This is a genomic window from Streptosporangium sp. NPDC001681 (genome assembly GCF_040298085.1).
GTDB lineage: Bacteria > Actinomycetota > Actinomycetes > Streptosporangiales > Streptosporangiaceae > Streptosporangium.
In genome coordinates, this window is sequence record NZ_JBEOZN010000023.1 from 15,965 (window position 1) to 36,478 (window position 20,514).

The following is a 20,514-nucleotide window of genomic DNA, read 5'->3' on the forward strand; positions in this document are numbered from 1 at the left end:
GCCGCATCGGGAAGGAGTCCAGAGTGACACGAGGATTATCCCCGAGCGGAGCCCGATGATGAAGGCGATTGTCACCAACATTTCCCGCCACGACGGAGCACATGTCCTCGAAGCGCGCTACGGCGACTGGCGGATCACCGTTCACCTGCGTCCGGACACCGGGCCGGGGACGGCCACCGAGCTCGCGGAGCCGCTCGGGGCCGTGGCCGCGGCCCTGGCGGCGGCACCGGCGGCGGACCCGCCCTGGAGCGACGCCGAGGACGCGGCGCTGGTACGCGCCTTCGACGCCTGCTACGACCTCGACGCGGTGGCCGCGCGCCTGGGACGGCCCGCCGGGAGCGTACGGCGGCGGCTGACGCTCTTCGGCAGGCTGCCCGCGATGGATCCGGTGACCGGTCGGCTCATCGAGCCGTCGGATGACCTCGCCACCCCCTGACCTCGGCACGGTCCGCGGTCAGTGCGGCCGGCGTTCGAACAGGGTCCCGTTCACCACCATGGCGTCGAGGCCGGCCTCCCGGAACACCGCCATCGCCTCGGCCGGGGTCTCGACGATCGGCTCGCCGCGGATGTTGAGGGAGGTGTTCAACAGCACCGGGGGCGCGCCGAGGCCGGCGAACTCCGCCAGCAGCCGGCCGAGCGACGGGTGGTCCTCCTGCTCCAGCGTCTGGACTCGGGCCGTGCCGTCCACATGGCATACGCCCGCGAGCGTCTTTCGGTGCTCCGGCCGGATGGGCCAGGCGAACTGCATCCAGGGTGAGGCGCAGTCGGCGTCGAAGTAGTCCCCGGCCGCCTCCGCGAGGACCACCGGGGCGAGCGGCCGGAACCACTCACGGTGTTTGATGCGGCTGTTGATCCGCCGTGCGACGTCGGCGCGCCGGGGGTCGGCGAGGATGCTGCGGTGGCCGAGCGCTCGCGGTCCGAACTCCGAACGCCCTTCGAACCAGCCGACCACCCCGCCCCGGTCGAGCAGCTCGGCCGTGCGACGCAGGACCCGGTCGTCGATCTCCTCCGTGCCGTAGGTTCGCCCCCGGTATGGACCGACGGGGAAGCGCGCGGTCGAGGCCGGCGGGTCGAGTTCGAGTGCGGCGAGGATCGCCGCGCCGAGCGCCGTTCCGTCATCACCGGGGGCATAGACCACGTGGACCCGTTCGAACGGGGTGTTCTTTATGATCTTTCCGTTGAACGCGCAGTTCAGCGCGACTCCCCCGGCCAGGCACAGGTTGGGGCAGCCGGTCACCCGCCAGGCGTGGGCCAGCACGTGCAGCAGGATCTGTTCCAGGACCCACTGACCGGCGAAAGCGATGCTCGCGTCGATCTCGAACCCGCCGGACACCCGGTCCGAGCGGATCCGGCGGATCCGCTCGACCACGCCGTACGGTCCCTCCAGCGTGATGGTGAAGCGTCCGTCCGGCAACAGCTCGACGGCCTCCATGAGCTCGCCGGTGAACCGGTCGTCACCGTAGGGTGCCAGGGCCATCGTCTTGCCGGCCTGCATGAAGGCGAAGCCGATCCCCTCGGTGACCGCCCGGTAGAGGTCACCGAGCGAGTTGGACATCAGCGCCGTCAGGTCGTTGGACGACGTGGCGCCCCGCTTGGCCCCCACCACCTGGCCGAGCCGGGTGAGCTCGTTGCCCCGGCCCAGCATCCAGGTGGTCGTCTCCCGCTCGTGCCGGTCCGCGGCGCCCGGTCCGACGACGCTTCCCGCTCCGTCCACGACCAGCACCACGGCCTCCTCGAAAGGGCTGGTGAAGAAGGTGCTCGCGGCGTGCGACCGGTGGTGGTTGACCCAGCGGATCGAGATCTCGGGTTCCCAGCCGCGCAGCGGGGTGAGCATGTCGTTCGCGGCGAAGGCCCGGATGTCCTCGGCCTTCAGGCCTGCCGCGTCCAGACAGTAGGCGAGGGAGGCCCGGCAGGGGTCGGGGTCCAGCAGCGCGTAGCGGACCCGGCTGAGCCGCTCGTCCTCGATCGCGACGCTGCCGCCGTCCTCGGTGATCAGCCAGGTGGCGAAGTCGTGAATGGACCCGCCGAACCCTATGACGCCCGTCATACTTTCTCCTTCGTTAGGTCTCGGCACTGCCGGCCCACGGGTTGCACAGGTGGACGAGGAGGATCGCGATCGCCCAGCGGTCGGGCATCACCGAGACGGCGCCCAGCGCCACCGGCGGGGCCGCCCACTGGTACAGCCGTGCCGTGTCCGTGGCGACGAGGAGCTGGGCATAGGCGAGGGTCACGGTGACGACGAGCATGGGCACGACGCGCGCGTCGGTGACGAGCAGCGCGAGCAGCCCGGCCCCCCAGGGCGTCAGCGTCGCCAGCGGGTCGAACCACTTTCCCGCGTGGTAGAGGCTGCCCGCCCGCCAGGGATTTCGCATCAGCTCGGACTGCCCGAAGTGGTCCTCGCCGACGGTGCCGGTCAGCCGGCGGATCAACGGGGCGGCGAGAGCGGCCAGGGGCAGCCAGTGCCAGGCGAAACAGGCGGCGAACAGCGGAGCCGACTCCTTGACGCACCCGGCGACGAGGGCCGCCAGCAGGGCTGGGAGCCAGAGCCCGTGCTGGAGGAGGATCGCCGAGCCGAGAGCCCAGGCGAGGGCCGTCCCGTCGACGAGCACCGGCCAGCGGAGCTGGATCCGCCAGATTCCCGGCATGCCGCATATCAACAGGCCGCCGACCACCCGCAGGCGCGCGTCGGGGATCCAGGGTTCCATCCATACGGTGACCAGCGGCGGCAGCGCCACCAGGTGCGCGGTCGTGCACCAGCGCCATCGGCGTGGGGAGTCCCCGCACAGCGCGGGCAGCAGCCAGCGCAGCATGAACGGCAGCGCGACCGGCTGCCCGGCTCCCGCCCGCAGGTAGCGGCGGCCATCGGGACAGACGGCCCGCACCGGCCAGTTGATCAGGCTCAACCCGAGCAGTACCAGGGAGAGACCGAGCGACCACAGCGCCGCGCTCACGGATCACCGCACTGCTCGCACCACCAGCAACCGGTGGCGTACGGGGTGGGTCCCAGCGGCGCGGGACGGTCGCACCGGGATCTCAGCCGCACCGGAGAGGTCTCCGGGGTCTCGATGGCCAGCATGGTCTCCGTGACGTGTCCGACGAACCCGCCGGTCAGCCGCTGTTCGGTCAGGCCCCGCAGGGCGTGCGCCAGGTCGATGACTCCGATCCCGCGTCCACCCGGCGCGTCCGCCGGATAGGGCACGGTCGTCCATCTCGACGATCGGGCCGTCTTCAGCCGGACCTTGCCGGTGTAGAAATTCGGGTCGGGGATCGCGAGGGTCCCCTCCGTCCCGAAGATCTCCAGATGCGGGATCCGGGTTCCCCACACCTCGAAACTCGTCGTCAGGGTGGCGACGGCCCCGGTTTCGAACTCCAGGAGGGCCGCCAGGTGGGTCGGCACATCCGCGAGGAAGGTCTCCCCGGCGCGCGGTCCGGTGTCGATCGACCGCCGCGGTGAGGGCCGGCGGTGCGCGCCGACGACGTCGCGCACCGGGCCGAGCAGTCCGACCAGCATGCTCAGGTAGTAGACGCCCATGTCCAGCAGCGGTCCCGCGCCGGGCTGGTAGAAGACCTCGGGCGTGGGACAGCTCCGTTCGTGTCCGGGGGTCAGGAGTGCCGCCGCCGCACCCAGCGGATGTCCGATCAGGCCCTGGTCGATCGCGCGGCGGGCGGCCTGGGCGGCGGCCCCGAGTGCGGTGTCGGGCGCGCCGCCCAGCATCGCGCCGGCCGCCGGGGCCGTGGCCAGCAGCTCGTCCAGCTCCGCGGCCGAGGCGGCGAGCGGTTTCTCGGTGTAGACGGACTTGCCGGCTCCCAGCGCCTGACGGGTGATCCCGGCGTGCCACCGCGGCGGGGTCAGGTTGATCACCAGCTCGATCGAGGCGTCCCGCAGCGTCTCGGGCAGGGAGGCCGGCACGGCCCGCGCGCAGGACGCGGCCAGCTGCCGGGCCCGCTCGGGAATCGAATCGCAGCAGGCGACGATGTCGATGATCGGCGCCCTGGTCAGGGTCCTCAGATATTTGGCGGAGACGTTCCCGCAGCCGACAACGGCGCACCTGACAGGGGGGACCGGCATGTCTGCCTCGCGTGAGTGGGGCTGCACCGTCATGGCGAATATCGGAAGGCTCTGCTCTTATTAGAGGAGAAAGCCGGAGAATGACAAGGAAAAATTCAATTCTGTCATCGGATGACATTTACGGAGATGCCGTGGCGGAAATTCGGCCATTCCGTTTCGGGGTGGAGACGGCGGGTGCCCCGAACGCGGCCCGCTGGCGGGACACCGCCCGCGCGGTCGAGGACCTCGGCTACCGGACGCTGCTCGTCATCGATCATCTCAGCGACCAGCTCGCACCGGTTCCGGCGATGCTGGCGGCGGCCGACGCCACGACGACGCTGAGGGTCGGCTCGCACATGCTCGCCAACGAGTTCCGCCATCCGGCGTTGCTGGCGAAGGAGGCGGCCACCGTCGACCTGCTGTCGGAGGGACGGCTGGAGCTCGGCCTCGGGGCGGGGTGGAACCGCGCCGAGCACGACCGGATCGGGGTCGAGCTGCCCGCCCCGCCCACCCGGGTGGACCGGCTGGCCGAGGCGATCGCCGTCGTCAAGGGTCTGCTGGAGCACGAGTCGTTCAGCTTCTCCGGCCGCCACTACGCCCTCGACGAGGTGGCCGGACTGCCACGGCCGGTGCAGCGGCCGAGGCCGCCGCTGATGGTGGGCGGCGGCGGGCGGGCGATCCTGTCGCTGGCCGCGCGCGAGGCCGACATCGTCGGCCTGAACGCCAACCTGGCGTCGAGCCGTTCGGACGCCTCCAGCGCGGCGACCATGACCGGGGCGGCCACCGCCGCCAAGGTGGAGTGGATCCGGGCCGCGGCCGGATCCCGGTTCGACGCGCTGGAACTCAGCGTCCGGGTCTACTACACGGCGGTGACCCAGGACGCGGAGGCGGCGGCCGCGGAACTCGGCCCGCTCACCGGGTTACCGGTCGCCGAAGCACTGCGCTCGCCCCATCTGCTGCTGGGCGACACCGAGCGGCTGGTGGACTCCCTCCAGGAATATCGCGAAATATACGGTATTTCCTATTTTGTAATTACGGCCGATGCCTATGAGGCGTTCGCCGGGGTCGTCTCCAGGCTGGGATAACCGAGGCGGATGTAAACTTCGGGGATTCTGTTCCGGCCGCCTTCGCCCTACTGTGGTCCCAGAGTCGTCGGCGTAGGGGCGGTTTCAGATGGACATAGCTGCGGTGTCGTCCGCGGTGGCTCTCATGGTCGCCGGCGGCGCGGCCACGACCATGGGCGAGCAGGTGGCCCTGGACCTGGTCGAGCGGATCCGCGAGAGGATACGCGCGATCTTCGGCTCCGACGAGCGCTCGGCGGAGACGCTGGACCAGGCGATCGAGGAGCCCGGCGACGAGAGCCGGATCAGGTCGCTGGCCGAGGCACTGTCCTGGTACGCGCGGCGGGACGAGGAGTTCGCCGGCGAGCTGGAGGGGTGGGCGCGCGACCATCCGGCTCCGGCGTCCCTCGTGCAGAACGTCCGCGCGGGCAGGGACGCCTACGCGGCCGGCCGGGACATGACGGTCAACCAGCGATCCGACCCCTGAGACCACCCGCGATCCCAGCACGATCCACCACTGCGCAAATCGCCCTTGGGCTACAGCTTGGCGGCGATGTCGGCACCGCGGTCCGTGTCCACGTTGGTCCAGTACTGCACGAACCGATCGCGGATGTCGTCGTCATGAATCCGGAGTCCTTGACCGACGAGCGTGGCGATCATGCGTTCGCGGCCGGCGTCGGTGAAGCTGAAGGAGGCGACGTCATGCCTAGGACACGGCACATCGTGTTCCTGGTGTTCGACGGCATGAAGATGCTCGACATCTGTGGTCCCGCCGAGGTCTTCTCCGAGGCGAACCATTTCGGAGCGCACTACCAACTCACGTATGCGTCGACTTCCGGGCGGGCTGTGGCGACGTCGATCGGAACGACATTCGCTGTCGATCAGGCGGTCAGCCAGGTCGAACGGGCTGACACCGTCGTGGTCTCGGGCGGCGACGACCTCCCCACGAAACCGATCCCGCCTGACCTGGTCGCCGCCGCGGCCGCGCTACAGGCCCGCTGTACTCGGATGGTGTCCATCTGCACCGGGTCGTTCGTGCTGGCATCCTCGGGGCTGCTCGACGGGCGGCGGGCCACCACGCACTGGAGGTATGCCAGTTTGCTCGCTCGAGCGTTCCCAAAGGTCTCGGTGTCACCGGATGCGCTCTTCGTTCATGATCGCGGCATCTACACCTCTGCCGGTGTCTCCGCCGGCATCGACCTGGCACTGTCTCTCGTCGAGCAGGATCACGGCCCCGACCTGGCCCGTGACGTGGCGCGCAGCCTCGTGATGTTCATGCAGCGGCCTGGAGGACAGTCACAGTTCGCAGTTCCACTCCAGATTCGGGCACCACGGACGCCCACACTGCGCGCCGTGGTGGACTTGGTCTCCGCGCAGCCGGCGCTCGCGCACAGCACAAGCTCGCTGGCCGCGCACGCCGGGGTCAGTCCGCGCCATCTCGCGCGCCTCTTCGCCAACGAGCTCGACATCTCGCCGGCCAAGTTCGTCGAACGCACACGGCTCGACCACGCTCAGGCGCTCCTGGACTCCGGACACGGCGTCGCGGAAACGGCGAGACTGGTCGGATTCGGCAGCGCCGAGACCCTGCGCCGGCTATTCGTGACCCGATTCGGAATCTCGCCCAGCCAGTACCGGGCCCGTTTCAAGACGACCACCCGGCGCCCCCAGGCCGGGCCGGGCTCAGGGCCCGGCCCGGCCGTGGGGTCATCTCGGACCCCGGCGGGCACGAACTGACCGGTTACTCCGGCCAGGCGTTGTTCTGGATGATGTCGACGAAGTTCGCGCGCTTGAACCGCCGGTCGAAGTGGGCGAGTACGTCGTCGTTCATCGTGCCGAAGGTGGTGTCCGGGCGATCCGCCATCCCCTCGTAGAACGCGTGCAGGATCTGACGCTTGAAGTCCGGACGGGGGTGAGCCTCAACCACCGCCTGTATATCGGCGTCGCTGATCTGGCCGAGATCCATGCCCAGTACATCAGTCTCCACCCCGAGCGTGACGACTCCGACCTCGGGAGCGAGATGGAGCGGCACCTCGGGGGTGGTGTGGAGGGCAATGGCGAGCCACACGTTGCGTGCCTCCTCCTCGGAACGGCCGTGGTCGCGGAGGAAGTCGAACGCGACGTCCGCGCCGTCGATCTCGAAGCGCTGGTGGCACTTGCGGAACGTCTGGGTGAGGCCCAGGTCGTGGAACATTCCGCCGACGTAGGCCAACTCCGGGTCGACCTCGACGCCGCGCGCTTTCGACTTGAGCATCCCCCACAAGAAGACGCGTCGCGAATGATGGAACAGTGTGTCGCCCACGACGGCATCGTCTGTGGCACTCCGCACCACCTCGGTTGCCTCGCGGACAAGGGCGGTATCGGGAATCTGGATTCCTGCGATGGTCTCGGTCACGGGACCTCCTGGTCAGTTGAGCGTCAGGGACTCCTCCAGCGTCGCGGCGCAAAGGCGTTTCGCATCCCACGGCACCGGACAGGAATCGCTCGATCCGCGACAAGGCGATCCGTGCGGAGCGCGGCCCGCCTACTGCGACGTCTCCGCTGGATGGCAGAACGGCTTGAACACGGCCGATCACTCTTGGCCGTCTCTGCTCTCCGAGAATGACCTGACGGGTTTTCGCAGCGCTTGGCCCCTGTCCGAAGTGCCCCCGCCGTCCCTACCCCTCGGACCTGTCCGATGCCCGCCGACAACCTCACCCGACGCATCACCGGCGAAACCCAGCTGCATGACCGGCGATCAATCATGAACTTCGCTTTCGGCCGCCCCCTCAGGTCGCCTGCTGTGAGGCGGCGGCCTCCGGGCGCAGGTCGGCGAGGCTCAGCCGGTGCGCCGGCTCCTCCGGCAGCACGACCCGGCGGGTGGGGCTGAGGTCCGGTCCGATGTGGAACAGCTCGCCGGGCTCCATCAGATGCCACTGGGGATGGTCGTCCATGCGCTCGCTGGCGACCACGGACGCGGAGGTGCCCGCCAGGTCCCGGGAACGGACCCGCATCCGGTCGTTGCTGCCGCTGTGGTCGAGGTGCCGGACACCGTGCTGCCCGCCGGCGGCACGCCGGAGTAGGTAAAGCCGGTGGGTGTCGGGATAGCGCAGCGCCCACAGATCCCGTGGCGTGGTGAGGACCAGGTTGAGCGCGTAGACGGGCAGGTTCCTGGCGACCCAGCGTGCGGCGCTCTCGATGCCGGCGGCGACGTCGCCGCCGTGCGCCCTGGTCTCACGGGTGATCAGCGCGAAGAAGCGCTCCGAGTCGGTGTCCCCCTGGACCAGTTCCCGGTCCTTCCCCAGTTCCGCGTCGAGGTCGTCCAGGCCCTCGATCACCCCGTTGTGCGCGAAGAGCCGCCCGTCCTGCAGGAAGGGATGCGTGTTGCGCACCTCCAGGTCGCCGGTGGAGGCGAACCGGACGTGCGCCAGAAAGGTGGTGGACTCCACCTCCTTGGCCTCCTCGGCGAAGCAGCGGTCCTCGTAGGCGGCGATGGGAGCCTTGTGCATGTGCGGGGTGCCGTCGGCGTCGAAGTAGCCCAGCCCGGTCCCGTCGGGGTCGCGGTGGCTCTGGTGACTCAGGCTGTCCGGGGCGTCCAGCAGCCAGAAGGTGGCACGCGTACGTTCAGGGATGCTGCTCAGGCCGAACAGACGGCACATCTCAGGGTCTCCTTCTCCGTCACTTCTGCTCCGGCCGCACCGGCCCGTACCCGACCTGGCGCCGTCAGCCGTGGCGCCGGAGCCTCCTGGCCCCGGTGCCGTGCGCGAACCCACCGGCGTCCTCGGCGGTGTGACGCGGCCGGTCCTGGTCGGAAAGGCGGGGCAGGACCCGGCACAGGTCCTGCAGCAACAGGTCGGCCAGGTCGTTGCTGAAACCGTTACGGACGACGACGCGCAGCACCGCCAGGTCCGTGCGGTTCCTCGGAAAGGTGTAGGCGGGCACCAGCCAGCCGCGCTCGCGCAGCGCGGCGGAGACGTCGAAGACCGTGAAGTTGTCGATCCCCTCCCGTACCCGGAAGGCGAACACCGGAGCCTGGCCGCCGTCGGTGATCAGCTCGAACCGGTCCAGCCTGGCGATCTCCCCGGACAGCCGGGTCGCCACGTCCCGGCAGGTCTGCTGGACCCTGCGGTAGCCGTCGAAGCCCAGCCTCAGGAAGTTGTAGTACTGCGCGACCACCTGGGCGCCGGGGCGGGAGAAGTTCAGCGCGAAGGTCGGCATGTCCCCGCCGAGGTAGTTGACGTGAAAGACCAGGTCGTCGGGGAGCGCCTCGGAGTCGCGCCACAGCGCCCAGCCCACTCCCGGCATCACCAGCCCGAACTTGTGCCCGGAGGTGTTGATCGACGCCACCCTCGGCACCCGGAAATCCCAGTGCAGGTCGGGGTCGAGGAAGGGCGCGATCATCGCGCCGGAGGCGCCGTCCACGTGGATCGGCACGTCGAGTCCGGTACGGGCCTGCAGGTCGTCCAGGGCCGCGGCGATGTCGGCGACGGGCTCGTAGCTGCCGTCGTAGGTGGAGCCCAGGATGGCCACGACCCCGATGGTGTTCTCGTCGCACAGCTCGACGGCCGTCTCCGGGCTCAGGTGGTACCGGTCGCCCTCCATCGGCACGTACCGGGGTTCCACGTCGAAGTAGTCGGCGAACTTCTCCCAGCAGATCTGCACGTTGACGCCCATCACCAGGTTGGGCCGCCCGGCCGGCCGTCCCTCGGCCTGGCGCCGGTGCCGCCAGCGCCGCTTGAGCGCCAGGCCGCCCAGCATCGCCGCCTCACTCGAACCGGTCGTCGAGCAGCCCACCGCGCGATGGGGCTCCTCGGCGTGCCAGAGCCGGGCGAGCATGTCCACGCACCGGATCTCCAGCTCCGCGGTCTGCGGATACTCATCCTTGTCGATCATGTTCTTCTCGGCGCACTCGGCCATCAGCCGCCGCGCCTGCGGCTCCGCCCAGGTGGTGACGAACGTCGCCAGGTTCAGCCGCGCGTTGCCGTCCAGCATCAGCTCGTCGTGCACCAGCTGGTAGGCCGTATCCGGCTCCATCTCCCCGGCGGGCATGGCGTAGCGCGGGACCCGGACCGGCTCCCGGCTGAAGATCGGGTTGACCTCCAGATCGCGGCTTCCCCGCCCGGTGTGACCGGGCCGCCTCAGCGGCATCGTCCCACCCCCTTCCCCAGCCGACCAACGCTCTCACCTGGGCTTTCCCCCTAGGCTGGGTACCCGTGCCGCCGCGGTACGACACCAACCGCCGGTGATCCGCCCGGCTCCGTCACCGGTACGGCTGCCACCTGACCGTCTGGTCGCGGGCCTTGAAACTGCGCATCCGGTGTTCCCACTGCGACCGGATACCCGGGTTGCTGCGCAGCACGGGCAGGACGCTGGTGACCAGCTTCAGCTCGCGGAGGCGGCGCAGCACCGGAAAACCGCGCCAGCGGGTGACGTCGAAGCCGTAGCCCTCGGCGAGCGACGTGTGCTCGTCGGCGGGGTAGTCCATCCGCAGGCGGCCGACCGCCACCGGGGCGAGGTCCCACTCACGCGGACCTATCCCGGTGCTGTCGAAGTCGCACAGCACCGGCCCCTTGGGTCCGGCGATGACGTTGCCCATGAACACGTCACCGTGGATGACCCCGGCGGGGAGCGCGTAGTCGAGCGCGGCGAGCCGCTCCTCGACCTCGTCGCACTCGTCCAGCAGGAAGGCGTGGTCGCCCGCGGACAGGTCCTCCGGTTCGGCGAGCCGCTGACGGACCTCGGTCATCGGGGCCCACTCCGGCAGGTCCACCGGCGGGTCCGGCAGCCTGTGCAGGCGTCTGAGCAGGGTGGCCAGCTCGCCTCCGCCGGGGCGCGGGCCCACCTCGGGGGTGTACTTCCACAGCGTGACCAGGTGGCCCTCCACCTGGAGCGGCTGCTCGCAGCCCGGCCAGAGCCGCACCGCGGGGAAGTCGTGGTCGGCCAGCCAGCGGGCGACCCGCACCACGGTCGGCACCCGCGAGCGGGCGGCCGAGGATCCGGCGATGCGCACCACGACGGGCGCCCGGCGCAGGCGGAAGACCGCGTTGTTCGTGAACTTGATCAGCTCGGCGTCACCGGGCGCGAGCCCGGCCCGGTCACAGACCGATGCCAGCAGCGAGTGGAGCCGGTCGCGGGTGAGGCCGCCGGCCTGACCGGCGGCATGGTCTGCGGCGTGGTCGGTGGTCATCGTCATGCCGCACGCACCACCGAGATGCGCCGGGCGAGGTCCTGGGCGTCACCGGCGTGCGCCCGCATCATGGCGACCGCCTGCAGCGGCGCGAGACGGTCGATGATCCGCATCGAGCGGATCTCGGTCGCCAGGGTGACCGCCTCGTTGCCGTTGGCGATCCCGGCGGTCATGTCACCGGCTCTGAGCTGCACCGTCGCCAGCGCGGTCAGCTCGAAGGCCCTGCTCCTGGCCATGCTCAGATCGCGCTGCCCGAGCGCGTCGGCGAGGAAGCGCTCGGCGATGCCGAGGTGGCTGTCGAGGTGGGTCTCGGCGAGGTCGGCGTGCACCATGCCGCTCGTGGCGTCGAGGTCGGCGGTGCCGAAGAAGCTCACCCAGGCCGGGGACTCGCGGTCACGGGCGCGAGCCAGCTCGTCGGCCGCCCGGTTGATCGACTTGAGCGCGAGATCGCTGTCGCCCAGCAGGGCGTAGGCCCACGCCTCGTTGGCGAAGAGCATCGCCACGGTCCGCTCGCAGCTGGCGTCCTGCGCGCAGATCTGTCCGAGCTGGAAGAACCGCAGCGCGTCCAGGATTCGGTCGCAGTGCAGGTGGACGCGGCCCATCCGGTACAGGACGTTGGCCGCCAGCGAGGAGTTCCTCGCGTGTTTGGCCTGTTCGAGCGCGCGGGCCAGGTGGCTTCTGGCCGAGCCGTACAGGCCGACGTCGAAGGAGGTCCAGCCCGCGAGGTTGTGCTGGTCGGCCAGCGCCTGGTGCAGGCGGAGGGTTACCGACTCCGGGCATGAGGCCCGCAGCAGCCGCTGTGACCAGGCCAGCTGTGCCACCACCGCGTCGCGGCAGACCCCGCCCCCGTGCCGGTAGTCCAGGGCGCGCAGCGTGCGGGTCACCGTCTCGATCTGCTCGACGTCGGCCATGCCGATGCGGTGCGGGACGGGGGTCTCCGTGGGCGTGACCGGCTCGGTCCACTCTTCCGCGTCCCCGGATGCCGCGCCGATGGTCACCTGCGCGGCGTGCGCGAGCAGGCGGCGCACCTGCTCGTCCTCATTGGAGTCGTCGCGCTGGTCGGCCGCCGCCGCCGGGGCCAGTGTCGTGCAGGAGGCGTCGTAGGCCAGACCCATGTAGCCACGGGGAATCCCCAGACCGTCGGCGATCCGGCCCAGCACGTCGTACGCCATCACCTGGCGGCCCTTGAGGATCTCGGATATCTCCGACTGGGACTGCGCGGTGAGGGCGGCGATGTGCCGCTGTGAGACGCCGATCCGCTGCAGTAACCGGTATACGGTGGCCATGTCGCGGGCGGCCAGAGCCTGTCGCATCTGCGGGCGTTCCCAGAGTGCGGGATCGACTTCCCGCGCGTTCGCGTTGCTGACGTTCATCCCGATCTTCCCACGGCGGAGTTCCCTTGCCGCCAAGGTAACCAGCGATGCGGCGTCGCCGGAGCCGTATCGGTGCGACCGATCACCCAAGGTGATCGGCTCGGCCTATCACCCGACCGATCTGCGGACAGTATTGGTCCTGCGACTCTCCGTATATCGGCCTTGTCCCTCAGGATGGGGGATTCAGACCAGCGAGCGCGATCCCGCGGCCCTGGTGTCCTACTCGATAGGAGCAACGATGCTCACCGAGCACGCTCCAGCTCTGGAGGTCGGCGTGCGCGGCAGGCACCGCGGACGCTTTCGAGTGACCGCCTGGTGTCTCCCACCGGGCAACGCCGCCCGCCGGGCCCGCAGGCTGCTGCACGACCTGCTCTCCCGGCCGCCCTTCGCCCCCGACGACGTCGCCGACCTGGAGGTCGTGGTGACCGAGCTCGCCACGAACGCCGGCAGTTACGCCCCCGGCCCCTACGAGCTGCGCGTCCTGCACGACCGCGACCTGCCGATCAGGGCCGAGGTGGCCGACGCCGGCGGCGGGGTCCCGCTGATCGAACGTCTGCTGCGTCGCCCGTTCACGCTCCCCGGCCACCTGGACGAGCTGTCACTCGGCGGACGGGGCCTGCGGATCGTCGAGGAGTTCACCTCCGGGCGCTGCGGGGCGCGCTGGACCCGGCTGTGCGGCACCGGGCAGATCGGAACCGGCGTCTGGTTCGACCTTCCGGCGCACCGCCCCCGGATGTGATGGCACCCGACGAGGCATGAGACCGGTTCACCACCCGGACCTCGCCCTCAGCAGCGCGGACAGGCGCTCCACCTCAGGGTGATCGGGCCCGAGGGCGAGGTGCTTGACGCGCAGCGCGTCCCGGTAGCGTCGCCCCGCCTCCTCCGGACGGCCCTGAAGATCGTCCAGGTGTGCCAGATTCACCTGGCACACCGCCACCTCGTAGTGATCGGCGCCCAGGCGCTCAACGAAGATGTCCAGGGCCCGGCTCAGCGCCTCCTCCGCCGCCGCGAGCCTGCCCTGGTTCGCGAGTACCGCGCCGAGCACCGCCAGGTCCGCCGCGACCTGGTCGTGACGGGGACCGAGCACTCCGCGCCGGATCTCGATCGCGGCTCGCGCGTGGTGCTCTCCCGCGGGATCGTCGTCACCTCGGGCATGCGCGAGCCCCGCGAGATTGTGCAGAACGTCGGCGCGTGCCAGGGGGTCGTCCACCTCGTGCCGCTCCAGGCAGGCCAGCGCTCCGCGGTAGTGGGTCTCGGCCTCGCCGTAGCGGCCGAGTTCCTTGCAGAGCACCCCCAGGGCCAGCCGCACCGCCGCGCCCCGCGGCCGGTCCGCCTCGTCCACCAGCTCGAACGCCCGGCGCAGGTGCGCCTCCGCGGTGGTGTGCCGGGCCTGCCTACGCTCGATGTCACCCATCCGGATCAGCGCGTCGGCGAGTGATGCGTCGCGTCCGCCCCCGGCGGGCGCCGAGGCCAGCGACTCCACGGCCCGCCGGGCCCACTCGTGTGCCTGCGGGTAGCGGGTGAGCCCGTGCCAGAGCGACGCCAGATCCACCAGAAGCACGGCATGTCCGGTGAGATCCACCTGGCCCGCCACCTCACCCGCCCGCCGCGCCCACCGCTCACCCTCGGCGTACCAGCCGCGCCTTCGGCAGTACGCACCGCGCAGCAGGCACCGACGGATCACCTTGATCCGATGACGGCGGACGACTCGTTCGAACACCGTCAGGCAGACGGCTCACAGTGATTGGCGATGCGGATGGCCTCCGCGGTGGCGGTGCCGGTCTGCAGTGCCAGGAGGACGGGTACCGCCGCCGTGAGGATCAGCGTGTACAGGCGTGCGATCTTTCGCATTACCGCTCCTTCTTTCCGGAGAGTCAGGACGCCCTCATCGTGATCCCGGACGCTTGTGGCCCGCTTGGAAGCGACTGGCGCACCCGGCGCCGGAGGAACCATCCTGCCCGCCTCCCTCTTTCGCCCGTTCGAGCGCATCGCACCGGTTTTCCCGCGGACCGTCGCGGCGGGTTCGTTGTTGTGCCGGACTCCGTGGGAGTGTTGCGGCTTATGAGTAGGTCGTTGAAGATGACACACATCCTGCTGGTGGCCGCGTTCGCCGCCGGCCTTTCCGCCTGTTCGGCGGAGGACGGCTCGTCCGCCTCCTCCACCGCCCCGGCCGTCTCCGCCTCTCCCTCCGGCCCCGAGAGCATCCCCGTCCCTGCTCCCGCCGTCACCGTCACCGTCACCGCGGAGCCCTCGTCTCCGGCCGGCTCGACCGACTCCCCCGCCGAACCCGCGGTGGACGAGCCGGGCGACGGCGCCGGGGACACCGGACCCGCCGTCTACCTGCTCGGACCACTCGGCACGAGTGCGGGACAGCCGGGCTGGATCACCGTGCGGACCGGCGACGGCGATGTGCAGCCGGTCATGCTCAGCCCGGACGCGGTGGTGCTCGACGCGCAGGGAACGATCTGCGACACGGGCAAGGTCCCGCACAGGTGCACCGCGGCACAACTGGAGAGGGCACTCAACGCGCGAAAGCCCCTGAACGCCAAGGTGACGCTCCAGGGCGGGGTGGCGGTAAGGATCGAGGCGACCACCGGGAAGTGACCGGGACCGGCGGATCCACGCATTCGGCTGCGTGGATCCGCCGTTTTCCCGCGTTTCCTCCCCGCCGTGAACGATGGAGCCTCCGCACTGCGATTCTGGGTGAAGACGAAACGCCGCCGCATCCTGGCGAATCGCCGTACCGTTGAACTGCTAGAACGGTGTTCATGCCACAAGCCCGCCGACAGGCGAGCACGGCAGAGGGCACACAGAGGTCGCGTAGATGTTGAAGCTGGACCGGTTGGTGAACGTTCTCGGTGGCTACGGGGCTCGGCTGTGCTGCGCTCCGGCGTCACGGGACGTCGAGCTGCGCAGCGTGGTGGTGCATGATCCGACCGACACCCGCCCCGCGACCGGTGACGTGTTCCTGGCGGTGGGCGTGGAGTCGGCGTCCGACGCCGTACGCCTGGCACGGGCGGCACGGGCCGTCACGGTACTGGTGCACGGGAACCCTCCCCTCGACGAGAGCGCGCTGGAACAGGCTCGTGCCGGTGGGATCGCCGTGCTGCTCGTCGAACCGGCGGTGTCCTGGAGCCAGCTCCTCGGCGTGGTGTACGGCCTGGTGCTCGAAGGCAGCCAGGCCGGGCGGGGGCCGAACGATCTGCTGGCCTTCGCGGACACGCTCGCGACCGAACTCGGCTACGCGGTGACGATCGAGGACCAGATGTCGCGGGTCCTGGCCTACTCCGGCTCGCAGCAGACCGCCGATCCGGCACGGCTGGAGACGATCCTGGGCAGGCGGGTGCCGGACGCCATGCGCCGGCTGTTCGAGCGGGAGGGCGTCTTCGCCCATCTGGCGACCTCCGACGAGCCGCTGTTCGTCGACCCCTCACCGGCACACGGCCTCAGAGGCCGCATGGTGGTCGCGGTGCGGGCGGGGCGCGAGTTGCTGGGATCGATCTGGGTCGAGTGCGAGAGCCCGCTGTCCGACACCCGTCGGACCATCCTGGAGGACGGGGCACGGGCGGTCGCGCTGCACCTGCTGCGTTCCCGGGTCAGCGCGGACCTGGAGCGTCAGGTGGAGTCCGATCTCGTCATCCAGCTGCTGGAGGGAACCGCCGACGCGGCCGCGGTGATCAGCAGGCTCGGCCTGCCCCGGGAGCGATTCCGGGTGATCGCGCTCCAGGCGCACATCGCCGAGGAGCGGCATGCCGCGATCCTGCTGGCCTTCGAACGCGCGACCACCGGTTTCGGCTGGTCGCGGCCGGGGCGGAGCGCACTGTTCGGCAACACCCTGTACACGGTGCTGCCCTGCGACAACGATGCCACGCCCGCCCTGGACTGGCTCGCCGCGATCGCGAACGTGCTGCCGCGGCGGGTCACCGTGCTCGCCGGTGTCGGCGGCCCGGCGGGGCCCACCCAGCTGGCCGCGAGCAGGCAGGAGGCCGACGAGAGCCTCGCCCTCCGGGCGGTGCGGCCCGCCGGCGCCCCGGCGGTCGTCTACGACGAGGCGTGGGACGAGATCCTGCTGCAACGCCTCCGGTCCGCCGCCTCGGCGGGGCGTACCCCCGCCCGCGGGCCGGTCGCCGAGCTGACCCGGCATGACTCCGAGCACGGCACCCAGTACATCGCGACGTTGCGCGCGTGGCTGGAGGCGCAGGGCGATCTGGCCGTCGCCGCCGGCCGCCTCAGTGTCCATCCGAACACCGTCCGTTACCGGCTGCGGAAGATGGCCGAGATCACGAACCTCCAGCTCGAACTGCCGGAGAAGCGGCTGGCGATGATCATCGCGCTGGCCGTCGGGCGGGCCTAGCCCCGCGGCGAGGACCGGCCTGCCGGTCCTCGCGGGGCGGAGGAGAAAGCCGCGGTGGGCGCCAGATCCGGGGCCCAGCTCCCGGCGCTTGTCGCCGCACGACAAAACACATCATTGTGCTTGTCCGAAACGCACACACCGTTCTCTGTCCATGCCAGCGATGCTCGAAACAGGCAATGAATATCAGAGCGGAGAAAATGGTCATGGGCATCGACGGTGGGCCGCGTACGGCGGTGGTGATCGGCGCCGGCGTGGTGGGGTTGTCCACCGCCTGGTTCCTGCAGGAGCGCGGCGTGGAGGTCACGGTCGTCGACCGGGACGACGTGGCCGCGGGCGCGTCGTGGGGCAACGCGGGCTGGCTCTCCCCTGGGCTGGCCATCCCGCTGAACGAGCCCGGCGTCCTCCGCTACGGCCTGCGCTCCCTGCTCGACCCGAGCGCCCCGCTGCACATACCGGCCACCCCCGACCCGGCGCTGCTGTCGTTCCTCACCCGGTTCGCCATGAACTGCAGCTGGAAGTCCTGGGGCCGTGCCGTACGGGCCAACCTCCCGTTCAACGAGGAGTGCCTGGAGGCGTTCGACGTGCTCACCGCGAACGGCGTCGAGGCCCCCACGGTCGAGGCCCCGATCATGGCCGCCTTCGAGACCCCGCGGCAGGCGGTGGCGCTCCTGCACGAGCTCCAGCGCATCAACGAGTCCGGCCTGGAGATCAAGTACAGCGCGTTCGAGGGTGACGATCTCGGCAGGCAGGCGCCGCAGCTCTCCTCGCGCGCGCGGGCCGGGATCCGGCTGGACGGGCAGCGCTACGTCGACCCCGGAGAGTTCACCCGGTCGCTCGCCCGCTCCGTCGTCGCCCGGGGCGCCACGATCCGGTCCGGCTTCCGGGTGATCGACGTCTACTCCCACTCCGGCGGAATCGCCGTCCGGTCGAGTGACGGGGACTCCGTCAGCGCCGACGTCGTCGTGCTGGCCACCGGCGCCTGGCTGAACCAGCTCGGCGCCTCCTGGGGCGTCCGGGTGCCGGTACGTGCCGGACGCGGTTACTCGTTCACCGTGCCGACGGACGAGCCCGTGCCCGGGCCGATCTACCTGCCCGCCGTACGGGTGGCCTGCACGCCCTACCAGGGCAAGCTGCGCGTCGCAGGCACGATGGAGTTCCGGGACGCCGACGCCCCCCTGTACCAGAGGCGCGTCGACGCGATCATCGCGTCCGCCCGGCCGCTGCTCAGCGGCGTCTCCTGGGAGGAGCGCACCGACACCTGGGTCGGTCCGCGCCCCGTCACCCCCGACGGCAGGCCGCTGATCGGCGCCACCCGCGCCCCCGGCAGGTACGTCGCCGGTGGCCACGGCATGTGGGGATTCACCCACGGGCCGGTCACCGGTCGCATGCTGGCCGAGCAGATCACCACCGGAAAGCAGCCCGCGGCCCTACGGGACTTCGACCCCGTTCGCTGAGGCGGGACGGTTCGGCCCGCAGGCGGTGATCAGGACGCTGCCCGCGGGGATCGTGGCCCAGTCGGCGATGCCGTCGCGGATCCAGGCCACGGTCCCCGCGCCGTACTCGGCCGCCAGCTCCGCGCGATGGGCGTCGAGCCGCTCCAGGATCCGCCGGTAGAACGGCTCGGTGTGCTCGGTGAGGTCCTCGACGGCGTCGACGCCGAGACCGGCCGCGCGCAGGATCTCCAGGTACGTCCCGGCCTGCTCGATGGAGTGGACCTGGAACATCTCGAAGTACGTCGCCAGCCGAGGCCGCAGGTCGTCGGTGACGGGAACGTGCAGGCACGGGGCCTCCACCACCAGCCGGCCACCGGGCCGCAGCACCCGGACGAGCTCGGCGAAGAGCGGCTCCGGCGCGAAGTGCGGCGTCGACTCGAAGACCAGTACCGCGTCGAACGCACCGTCGGGGTAGGGCATGGCCAGCGCGTCGCACCGCTCGAAGGAGACCAGCGGCTCCACGCCCCGCTCGCGAGCCCACGCCCTCCCCCGTTCCAGCGCCCGCTCGTCGACGTCGATCGCCGTCACCCGCGCCCCGGTGCGCTCCGCCACCGTCACCGCGGGACGCCCGTTCCCACAGCCCACGTCCAGCACCAGCTCACCGGCCCGCGCGTCCAGGCGGTCGACCACGACCCCGGTCAGCCGGGCGGTGGCCTCCTCGATCGGCGTGTCGTCGTCGGGTCCCGACCAGTAGCCGTAGTGCAGGTCGAGCCCGCCGACCTTCTCCGTCAATGAGGCCAGGTAGTCGTAGGAACCCGTCGTGGGATACGGCGTGCTGGACATCTTTCCTCCGTATGCTGATCCGGCTACCAGGACACCGGCAGTGATTCGAGGCTGTAGGCCGCGTTCATCGGGGTGAACCGGAGCTCCTCGAACGGGACGTCCAGCCGCAGGCCGGGGAAGCGGTTCAGCAGGCGGGGGACGCAGACCCGTAGTTCCAGCCTGGCCAGCTCGGCGCCCAGGCAGTAACGAGCGCCGTGCCCGAAGGCGAGGTGGGGCAGCGGCTCGCGGGTGATGTCGAACCGGTCGGCGTCGGGCCCCAGGACGGCGTCACGGTTGGCCGACGGCAGGGAGCACAGGACGTACTCCCCCGCCCGGATCTCCTGGCCGCCGACCGTGACGTCCTCCTCGGCGGTGAAGACCTTGCCGAAGGAGACCACCGACAGATGGCGGAGCATCTCCTCGACCGCGCGGTCCACGTCGGCCGAACCGGCGCGCAGCGCCGCGGCCTGGCCGGGGTGGCGCAGCAGGAGCAGGGCTCCCAGCCCGATCGTGCCGGCCGTCGTCGCGTACCCCGCGAGCAGCAACTGGGCGGCGATCCCGGCCAGCTCGGCGTCGGAGAGATCCGCGCCGTACGACGAGATCAGCCTGCCGACAAGGCCGTCGCCGTCGCCGGGATCGCGGCGGCACCGGGAGACGAACGCGCTCAGGTAGGTGTCCAGCTCGGCGAAGGCGACCGCCTGCTCCAGCGGCCTCGGGGTGAAGTCGAGGAGGACGTCGGCATTGCGCCGCAGCCCCTCCCGGTCGGGCTCGGGGATCCCGAGGAGTTCGAGGAAGATCCGTGCCGGGACCGGGAGCGCGAAGTCCGCGATCAGGTCGGCGCCAGGCCCGGAACGGCACATCGCCGCCATCCGCTCGTCGGCCACGGCCTCGACGCGCGGGCGCAGCGCCCGCAGCCGACGGGCCCCGAACTCCGCGTTGAGCATCCGCCGGAGGCGCGCGTGCTCGCGGGGAGCGTACGTCGAGAAGAAGCCGGGGCGCGGCGGCGGGAACCCTCCCGGAGGCTCCGGCGGCGGGATCGGGCCGTCGACCGCCGCCCTGGAGCTGAATCGCCACTGGTCCGCGACCACGCGGCGGGCGTCGGCGTAGCGGGTGACCATCCACGCGCTCGCCCCGGTCGAGAGGGTGACCCGGACCACCGGCTCCTCGGCCCGCAACCGGGCGAACTCCTCGGCCGGGTCGAGGGGGCAGACGCTGGAGCGGCGGACGAAGAGCGGCACCGGCGGGCCGTCGTCGATCACG

The 20,514-nt window shown here is 70.9% G+C and carries 21 protein-coding genes; 8 read left to right on the forward strand and 13 right to left on the reverse strand.

The genetic code is table 11. The annotated features are described in order from the left end of the window. Nucleotides 1–55: 55 nt before the first annotated feature. Nucleotides 56–436, forward strand: coding sequence for a hypothetical protein (locus tag ABT130_RS13495; protein WP_350915427.1), 381 nt, complete (start codon nucleotides 56–58; stop codon nucleotides 434–436). Nucleotides 437–454: 18 nt separating this feature from the next. On the opposite strand, the gene ABT130_RS13500 is transcribed toward ABT130_RS13495, so the two are convergent. From ABT130_RS13500 to ABT130_RS13510, 3 genes are read right to left on the reverse strand one after another with little or no spacing between them, the layout of a single operon-like run. Next, nucleotides 455–2,047 carry a carbamoyltransferase family protein gene (locus tag ABT130_RS13500; RefSeq protein WP_350955478.1) on the reverse strand — a complete coding sequence of 531 codons (1,593 nt, stop codon included), beginning with the start codon at nucleotides 2,045–2,047 and terminating at the stop codon, nucleotides 455–457. Nucleotides 2,048–2,060: 13 nt separating this feature from the next. Continuing rightward, complete coding sequence (locus ABT130_RS13505) at nucleotides 2,061–2,951, reverse strand: hypothetical protein (RefSeq protein WP_350915431.1); 891 nt, start codon at nucleotides 2,949–2,951, stop codon at nucleotides 2,061–2,063. Further along, nucleotides 2,948–4,102, reverse strand: a complete 1,155-nt coding sequence (locus ABT130_RS13510; protein ID WP_350955481.1) for a Gfo/Idh/MocA family protein — start codon at nucleotides 4,100–4,102, stop codon at nucleotides 2,948–2,950. Before ABT130_RS13510 ends, ABT130_RS13505 begins: the two co-directional genes overlap by 4 nt. 98 nt (nucleotides 4,103–4,200) lie before the next feature. Here ABT130_RS13510 and ABT130_RS13515 point away from each other — a divergent pair, with 98 nt between their 5' ends. Together ABT130_RS13515 and ABT130_RS13520 are read left to right on the forward strand one after the other, a co-directional pair. Next, nucleotides 4,201–5,133: a TIGR03621 family F420-dependent LLM class oxidoreductase gene (locus tag ABT130_RS13515; RefSeq protein WP_350955483.1), complete on the forward strand. Its 933-nt coding sequence runs from the start codon at nucleotides 4,201–4,203 to the stop codon at nucleotides 5,131–5,133. Between the two features lie 88 nt (nucleotides 5,134–5,221). Continuing rightward, nucleotides 5,222–5,596, forward strand: coding sequence for a hypothetical protein (locus ABT130_RS13520; protein ID WP_350955485.1), 375 nt, complete (start codon nucleotides 5,222–5,224; stop codon nucleotides 5,594–5,596). A gap of 50 nt (nucleotides 5,597–5,646) precedes the next feature. Here ABT130_RS13520 and ABT130_RS13525 read toward each other — a convergent pair whose 3' ends face one another. Then, entirely contained in the window at nucleotides 5,647–5,829 is a 183-nt protein-coding gene (locus ABT130_RS13525; RefSeq protein WP_350955487.1) for a catalase-related domain-containing protein, read from the reverse strand. 3 nt (nucleotides 5,830–5,832) lie between these two features. Here ABT130_RS13525 and ABT130_RS13530 point away from each other — a divergent pair, with 3 nt between their 5' ends. Continuing rightward, a complete protein-coding gene (locus ABT130_RS13530) occupies nucleotides 5,833–6,843 on the forward strand; it encodes a GlxA family transcriptional regulator (protein ID WP_350915441.1) in 1,011 nt (336 codons plus the stop codon). A gap of 4 nt (nucleotides 6,844–6,847) precedes the next feature. Here ABT130_RS13530 and ABT130_RS13535 read toward each other — a convergent pair whose 3' ends face one another. The 5 genes from ABT130_RS13535 to ABT130_RS13555 form a co-directional block, all read right to left on the reverse strand. Next, nucleotides 6,848–7,501, reverse strand: a complete 654-nt coding sequence (locus ABT130_RS13535) for an HD domain-containing protein (protein ID WP_350955489.1) — start codon at nucleotides 7,499–7,501, stop codon at nucleotides 6,848–6,850. A 373-nt stretch (nucleotides 7,502–7,874) separates the two neighbouring features. After that, nucleotides 7,875–8,744, reverse strand: coding sequence for a class II glutamine amidotransferase (locus ABT130_RS13540; RefSeq protein WP_350955491.1), 870 nt, complete (start codon nucleotides 8,742–8,744; stop codon nucleotides 7,875–7,877). A gap of 64 nt (nucleotides 8,745–8,808) precedes the next feature. Continuing rightward, a complete protein-coding gene (gene gad / locus ABT130_RS13545; protein WP_350955493.1) occupies nucleotides 8,809–10,233 on the reverse strand; it encodes a glutamate decarboxylase in 1,425 nt (474 codons plus the stop codon). A 112-nt stretch (nucleotides 10,234–10,345) separates the two neighbouring features. Further along, a complete protein-coding gene (locus tag ABT130_RS13550) occupies nucleotides 10,346–11,278 on the reverse strand; it encodes a phosphotransferase enzyme family protein (RefSeq protein ID WP_350955495.1) in 933 nt (310 codons plus the stop codon). After that, a complete protein-coding gene (locus ABT130_RS13555) occupies nucleotides 11,275–12,645 on the reverse strand; it encodes a helix-turn-helix domain-containing protein (protein WP_350955497.1) in 1,371 nt (456 codons plus the stop codon). The genes ABT130_RS13550 and ABT130_RS13555 overlap by 4 nt, the downstream gene beginning before the upstream one ends. 238 nt (nucleotides 12,646–12,883) lie before the next feature. Here ABT130_RS13555 and ABT130_RS13560 point away from each other — a divergent pair, with 238 nt between their 5' ends. Beyond that, nucleotides 12,884–13,384 (forward strand): ATP-binding protein, encoded by a 501-nt coding sequence (locus ABT130_RS13560; protein WP_350915453.1) that lies wholly within the window; start codon nucleotides 12,884–12,886, stop codon nucleotides 13,382–13,384. A gap of 27 nt (nucleotides 13,385–13,411) precedes the next feature. Here the strand turns inward: ABT130_RS13560 and ABT130_RS13565 are convergent, their stop codons facing one another. Together ABT130_RS13565 and ABT130_RS13570 are read right to left on the reverse strand one after the other, a co-directional pair. Then, on the reverse strand, nucleotides 13,412–14,329 hold the full coding sequence (locus ABT130_RS13565) for a tetratricopeptide repeat protein (protein WP_350955499.1): 918 nt from the start codon (nucleotides 14,327–14,329) through the stop codon (nucleotides 13,412–13,414). A 38-nt stretch (nucleotides 14,330–14,367) separates the two neighbouring features. Then, nucleotides 14,368–14,496 carry a hypothetical protein gene (locus ABT130_RS13570; RefSeq protein ID WP_350915456.1) on the reverse strand — a complete coding sequence of 43 codons (129 nt, stop codon included), beginning with the start codon at nucleotides 14,494–14,496 and terminating at the stop codon, nucleotides 14,368–14,370. A 228-nt stretch (nucleotides 14,497–14,724) separates the two neighbouring features. Between ABT130_RS13570 and ABT130_RS13575 the strand changes: the two genes are divergently transcribed. The 3 genes from ABT130_RS13575 (at nucleotide 14,725) to ABT130_RS13585 (ending at nucleotide 18,453) form a co-directional block, all read left to right on the forward strand. After that, the gene (locus ABT130_RS13575) at nucleotides 14,725–15,249 is read left to right on the forward strand and encodes a hypothetical protein (protein WP_350955502.1); all 525 of its coding nucleotides are present in this window, start codon (nucleotides 14,725–14,727) and stop codon (nucleotides 15,247–15,249) included. Nucleotides 15,250–15,469: 220 nt separating this feature from the next. After that, on the forward strand, nucleotides 15,470–16,999 hold the full coding sequence (locus ABT130_RS13580) for a PucR family transcriptional regulator (protein ID WP_350955504.1): 1,530 nt from the start codon (nucleotides 15,470–15,472) through the stop codon (nucleotides 16,997–16,999). Nucleotides 17,000–17,202: 203 nt separating this feature from the next. Further along, entirely contained in the window at nucleotides 17,203–18,453 is a 1,251-nt protein-coding gene (locus ABT130_RS13585) for an NAD(P)/FAD-dependent oxidoreductase (RefSeq protein ID WP_350955506.1), read from the forward strand. Here ABT130_RS13585 and ABT130_RS13590 read toward each other — a convergent pair. Both ABT130_RS13590 and ABT130_RS13595 read right to left on the reverse strand, forming a co-directional pair. Further along, nucleotides 18,427–19,275, reverse strand: a complete 849-nt coding sequence (locus ABT130_RS13590; protein WP_350955507.1) for a methyltransferase domain-containing protein — start codon at nucleotides 19,273–19,275, stop codon at nucleotides 18,427–18,429. The genes ABT130_RS13585 and ABT130_RS13590 overlap by 27 nt on opposite strands. Before the next feature lie 23 nt (nucleotides 19,276–19,298). Next, nucleotides 19,299–20,513 (reverse strand): cytochrome P450, encoded by a 1,215-nt coding sequence (locus tag ABT130_RS13595; protein WP_350915465.1) that lies wholly within the window; start codon nucleotides 20,511–20,513, stop codon nucleotides 19,299–19,301. Nucleotide 20,514: the final 1 nt, after the last annotated feature.